Below are 5,303 nucleotides of genomic sequence, written 5' to 3' on the forward strand. Positions count from 1 at the left end.
GTAAATTTTAATACACTAAAAAGCCTAGTCGGGGTGCAATATGCTGAGATCATACCCGTGAACCTGAAACAGTTAATACTGACGTAGGAAACTAGGAATACAACCTTATCTCCTTCCCGTCATTATTGCTGCCTTTTGATATAAATAAGGATGTAATAATGAAACTTCTTAAATTAACCTTAATTTCTACCGCACTTTTTTCCACCGCAGCATTAGCTCAATCACAGCAAAGTGTTAACGTATATAGCTATGATTCTTTCACTTCTGAGTGGGGAGCAGGTCCAAAAGTAAAACAAGATTTTGAAAAAGCACATCCGCAATGCACTATTAATTTTACGCCTTTTGAAAGTGGTGGTGTGTTGCTCAACCGTGTTCGTTTGGAAGGAAAGAAAACCAAAGCAGATATTGTGCTAGGTTTAGATAACTTTGTTTTAGAACAAGCTGAAAAAACAGATATTTTCACGCCAAATAAAGTAGATTTAACTCAACTTGATCTGCCAACAAAATGGACGAATAAAACATTCTTGCCTTTCGATTTAGGTAACTATGCTTTTGTATACGATAAAACTAAATTACAAAATCCGCCGAAAAGTTTGAAAGAATTGGTTGAACGCCAAGATATCCGTGTAATTTATCAAGATCCTCGCACCAGCAGTGTTGGTCGTGGTTTATTGGTTTGGATGAATGCAATTTATCCTGCAGACAAAATTCAATCCGCTTGGAAAGCGTTGGATAAGCATACGGTAACAGTGGGTAAAGGTTGGTCTGATACTTACGGCGCATTCTTAAAAGGCGAAGCTGATTTAGTGTTAAGTTACAGCACATCACCACTTTATCACCAACTTTTTGAGAAAAAAGATAATTATGCAGCGACTGATTTTGCGGAAGGGCATATTACTCAAGTGGAATTAGCGGCTCGAGTCGCCAACCATCCAAATCAATGTGCAGATGATTTTATGGCATTTTTAATCTCACCTACGGCACAAAAACATATTGTGACAGCCAATATTATGTTGCCAGTGATTCAAGGTGAAATTGAACCGCACTTTGATGCACTTAAAGCTCAACAAAAAACTCAAACTCCAATTAATCCAATGGTGAATGCGGAACACTTAAAAAATTGGATTAGCACTTGGCAAACTACATTAACAAAATAGTTTGATGTTGTCGTTATTTCATCATCCACAACTCCGCCCTCGTCATTATGTGGGCGGCGTTGTTGTCATTAGTTTCATTATTCTTTTTTATGGTAGCGCTTTAAGTTCGATCTTTGCATTGGGCGATGAATTACAATGGAAAACTTGGTTCAGCGATGATTATCTACAGCATCTAATTCTTTTCAGTTTTGGACAAGCCTTATTTTCTACTGTTTTATCTATTTTTTTTGGTCTGCTCCTCGCTCGAGCATTGTTTTATCAAGCATTCTCAGGAAAAAAGTGGCTATTAAAATTAATGTCGCTGACCTTTGTTTTACCTGTTTTAGTGGCAATTTTTGGTTTGATCGGTATTTATGGTTCAAGCGGTTGGTTAGCTAAGTTTGCTAACCTTTTGGGAATACCATGGCAGGGGCATATTTACGGACTTTCGGGAATTTTAATTGCCCATCTTTTTTTCAATATTCCACTGGCTGCGCAACTTTTCTTACAAAGTTTGCAAAGTATCCCTTATCAGCAACGTCAGCTTGCTGCGCAACTCAATTTACAAGGTTGGCAATTCGTTAAATTGGTGGAATGGCCCGTTTTTCGTCAGCAATGTTTTCCCACATTCAGCTTGATTTTTATGCTTTGCTTCACCAGTTTTACCGTTGTTCTTACACTAGGCGGTGGGCCTCAATATACAACTTTAGAAACAGCAATCTACCAAGCGATTTTATTTGAATTTGATCTGCCAAAAGCAGCACTTTTTGCCATGTTGCAATTTGTATTTTGCTTGGTTTTATTTAGCTTAACATCGCGTTTTTCTCCTTCTAATCAAAATAGATTGAGTAATCGTAATCCTTGGTTTGAAAAACCTAAAAGTGCGGTCAAAATTTTCCATGTTTTTGTCTTACTGGTTTTTGTATTTTTCCTTTTTTCGCCTGTATTGAACATTCTTATTAGCGCATTGAATTCACCAAGTTTACTCACAGTTTGGCATAATTCTCAGCTCTGGAGTGCGTTAGGCTATTCTCTTTCTATCGCGCCATTATCCGCATTGATTGCATTAATGATGGCAATTTCCTTGCTACTTTTATCACGCCGTTTAGAATGGTTGCATTATCAGAAAATTGCGCAATTTATTATTAATGCTGGAATGGTGATTTTGGCAATCCCGATTTTAGTACTTGCTATGGGATTATTTTTATTATTACAAGAGCGTGATTTTTCGAATATTGATTTGTTTGTCATTGTTGTATTGTGCAATGCGTTAAGTGCAATGCCTTTTGTTTTACGTATTTTGAGCGCACCTTTTCATAATAATATGCGTTATTACGAAAATCTGTGTAATAGTCTGGGAATTGTGGGCTGGCAACGTTTTTATCTGATTGAGTGGCAAACTTTACATGCACCATTGCACTATGCTTTTGCTTTAGCCTTGGCACTATCTTTAGGGGATTTTACGGCTATTGCGTTGTTCGGCAATCAAGAGTTTACTTCCCTACCGCACTTGTTATATCAGCAGCTAGGTAATTATCGTAATCAAGATGCAGCTGTAACCGCAGGGATTTTATTATTGCTTTGTGGCATATTGTTTGCCTTTATTCACACACATAGGGATGCTGATGATTTATCTAAATAATGTGATTTTGAACGATAAAACCTTACCGATGTGCTTTAATGTGAGCGTAAACGCTGGTGAGCGTGTCGCAATTATTGGCGAAAGTGGGGCGGGGAAAAGTACCTTATTGAATTTAATCGCTGGATTTGAATTTCCTCATCAAGGAGAAATTTGGTTAAACGATAAAAATCATACTCGTAGTGCACCTTACGAACGTCCAGTTTCTATGCTATTTCAAGAAAATAATTTATTTCCTCATTTAACCGTACAGCAAAATCTTGCGTTGGGTTTAAAACCTTCTTTAAAATTAACCGCACTTGAACAGGAAAAAATTGAACAGGTCGCTTTTTCTGTAGGATTGGGCGATTATTTACAACGTTTACCGAATTCTCTTTCGGGGGGACAAAAACAACGAGTGGCATTGGCGCGTTGTTTGTTGCGAGATAAACCCATCTTATTATTAGATGAGCCTTTTTCCGCATTAGATCAGAAACTTCGTGTAGAAATGCTAGCTTTGATCGCTAAACTTTGTGATGAGAAACATCTGACGTTGTTACTTGTTACCCATCAACCATCGGAATTAGTTGGTACGATAGATCGAGTATTGTTGGTGGAAAATGGTCAGATAAGTCAATTGCAAAAAGAGACGTAAAATTATATAGATTTTATAACTGATGAATCTATTCAATGGCTATCAATACAAGCCTACAAACTGAATGAATATAAGATACAAAAATGCGGTGATTATTTACCGCACTTTCAAAGGAAAAATATGTTAACTGAGAAACTACAAATTAACTCCATTACACCACATCCAAGCGTTGAATATTGGTCTGTTTGCAAAGTTGAGGCGTTATTTGAAACGCCATTTTTGGAATTGGTTTACCGCGCTGCACAAGTTCATCGCAAGCATTTTAATCCTCGAGCGATTCAGTTATCCACGTTAATGTCTATCAAAACGGGGGGATGCCCGGAAGATTGTGGTTATTGCCCTCAATCAGCCCGTTATCATACTGGCGTACAAAATCAGCAGTTATTAAATGTTGATGAGATCGTTGCGAAAGCAAAAATTGCGAAAGCGCGTGGAGCTGGGCGTTTTTGTATGGGTGCAGCTTGGCGAGGCCCTAAGCCAAAAGATATTGAGAAAGTCACAGAAATTATTAAAGCTGTGAAATCGCTCGGTTTAGAAACTTGCGGTACTTTTGGTTTATTGCAAGACGGTATGGCAGAAGATTTAAAAGAAGCTGGTTTAGATTATTACAATCATAATCTTGATACAGCGCCAGAACATTATGCAGAAGTGATTGGTACTCGTCGTTTCGATGATCGCCTTAGCACGTTAGGAAAAGTACGCAAAGCTGGATTAAAAGTGTGTTGTGGTGGCATTGTGGGGATGAATGAAACTCGCAAAGAACGAGCTGGATTAATCTCGAGCCTTGCAAATCTTGATCCGCAACCTGAGTCAGTGCCGATTAATCAACTCGTTAAGGTTGAAGGTACACCGTTAGCCGATGCGGAAGAATTAGATTGGACAGAGTTTGTGCGAACGATTGCTGTTGCACGTATTACCATGCCCAAAAGTTATGTTCGCCTTTCTGCAGGCCGTAGTGGTATGAGTGAAGAAATGCAAGCGATGTGTTTTATGGCTGGTGCAAATTCGATTTTCTATGGCGATAAATTACTTGTCACGGGCAACCCAGAAGAAGATGGCGATCAGTTATTGATGGCAAAATTAGATTTAGAGCCAGAAAATTCGGAAAATAAAAAGTAGTAGTTTGCGTTAGATAGCTGAGAAATTAAGTATTAATCTACTCTTTTCTTTATTTCTATATATCATAATACTTTTCCAGTAGCCAATAACAATCCCACAAAACGTCAATTTTTAGGCTCTCTTATAAAGCCCTATACTTCACAAGCCCTTAAAAGGGCTTGTGAGAATTGACAATCTATCTAATTATTTTCTTACCTTCCCTTAAAGAGAGCAAAAAACATATGAATATATGTCTGGCATTATACAAGCTCCAATTATCTCATATTTTTATAGACATATAACCGTTCGAATATTTGCCCTATATCTAATCTTCACCTTCTATAAATTGGTTTTCTCCTGTTTACTTTTCTTATGTACTTCGGAATAAAAACAATATGATACTTATCATTCCATTTTGTAAGTTATAGACTCCAGTCGTCATTAACTTTACTTACTATTATAATCCTCCTATATGTTGAATTTTGGTTGTCAGAATTGTTCATTATATAGCGAGGATTTTTCCTGTTAATCGCTTAAGCTATTTGACTCCATACGCATAGCGTATGTTTTTTATAGCCAGACGAAAATCTGACTATAAAAATAGAAAAACCAGCCTTTAGACTGGTTTTTTATCTTTTATTTTATTCTCTATTCTGCTTTGCTTTATTCTATCTTATCTACTTCAAATAAATAGTTGTTAGTTAAAATCCATAAACAAAAACCCCAGTCCTTCAACTGGGGTTCTTCTGTTTTTATTTTATTTAATTTAGATTCATATTTGGTAACCTGGCGGTGC

General features: G+C 37.1%; 4 protein-coding genes, 1 pseudogene and 1 riboswitch. Of the genes and pseudogenes, 4 read left to right on the top strand and 1 reads right to left on the bottom strand.

Annotated elements, in window-relative coordinates; genetic code table 11:
• Window positions 1–19: 19 nt before the first annotated feature.
• Window positions 20–107: riboswitch (TPP riboswitch) on the top strand.
• 51 nt (window positions 108–158) lie between these two features.
• The 4 genes from thiB (at window position 159) to bioB (ending at window position 4,528) form a co-directional block, all read left to right on the top strand.
• Window positions 159–1,157 carry a thiamine ABC transporter substrate binding subunit gene (gene thiB / locus KP713_RS08960; RefSeq protein WP_215770427.1) on the top strand — a complete coding sequence of 333 codons (999 nt, stop codon included), beginning with the start codon at window positions 159–161 and terminating at the stop codon, window positions 1,155–1,157.
• A gap of 4 nt (window positions 1,158–1,161) precedes the next feature.
• Window positions 1,162–2,778, top strand: coding sequence for a thiamine/thiamine pyrophosphate ABC transporter permease (gene thiP / locus KP713_RS08965; RefSeq protein ID WP_215770428.1), 1,617 nt, complete (start codon window positions 1,162–1,164; stop codon window positions 2,776–2,778).
• Entirely contained in the window at window positions 2,762–3,409 is a 648-nt protein-coding gene (thiQ, locus tag KP713_RS08970) for a thiamine ABC transporter ATP-binding protein (RefSeq protein ID WP_215770429.1), read from the top strand. Before thiP ends, thiQ begins: the two co-directional genes overlap by 17 nt.
• Window positions 3,410–3,529: 120 nt before the next feature.
• Window positions 3,530–4,528: a biotin synthase BioB gene (gene bioB, locus KP713_RS08975; protein WP_215770430.1), complete on the top strand. Its 999-nt coding sequence runs from the start codon at window positions 3,530–3,532 to the stop codon at window positions 4,526–4,528.
• Window positions 4,529–4,759: 231 nt separating this feature from the next.
• Here the strand turns inward: bioB and KP713_RS09080 are convergent.
• Window positions 4,760–4,965 (bottom strand): annotated as a pseudogene (locus KP713_RS09080) (transposase); the annotation flags it as partial.
• Window positions 4,966–5,303 lie beyond the last annotated feature (338 nt).

This window comes from Haemophilus sp. SZY H36 (genome assembly GCF_018829625.1).
Classification (GTDB): Bacteria; Pseudomonadota; Gammaproteobacteria; order Enterobacterales; family Pasteurellaceae; genus Haemophilus; species Haemophilus haemolyticus_K.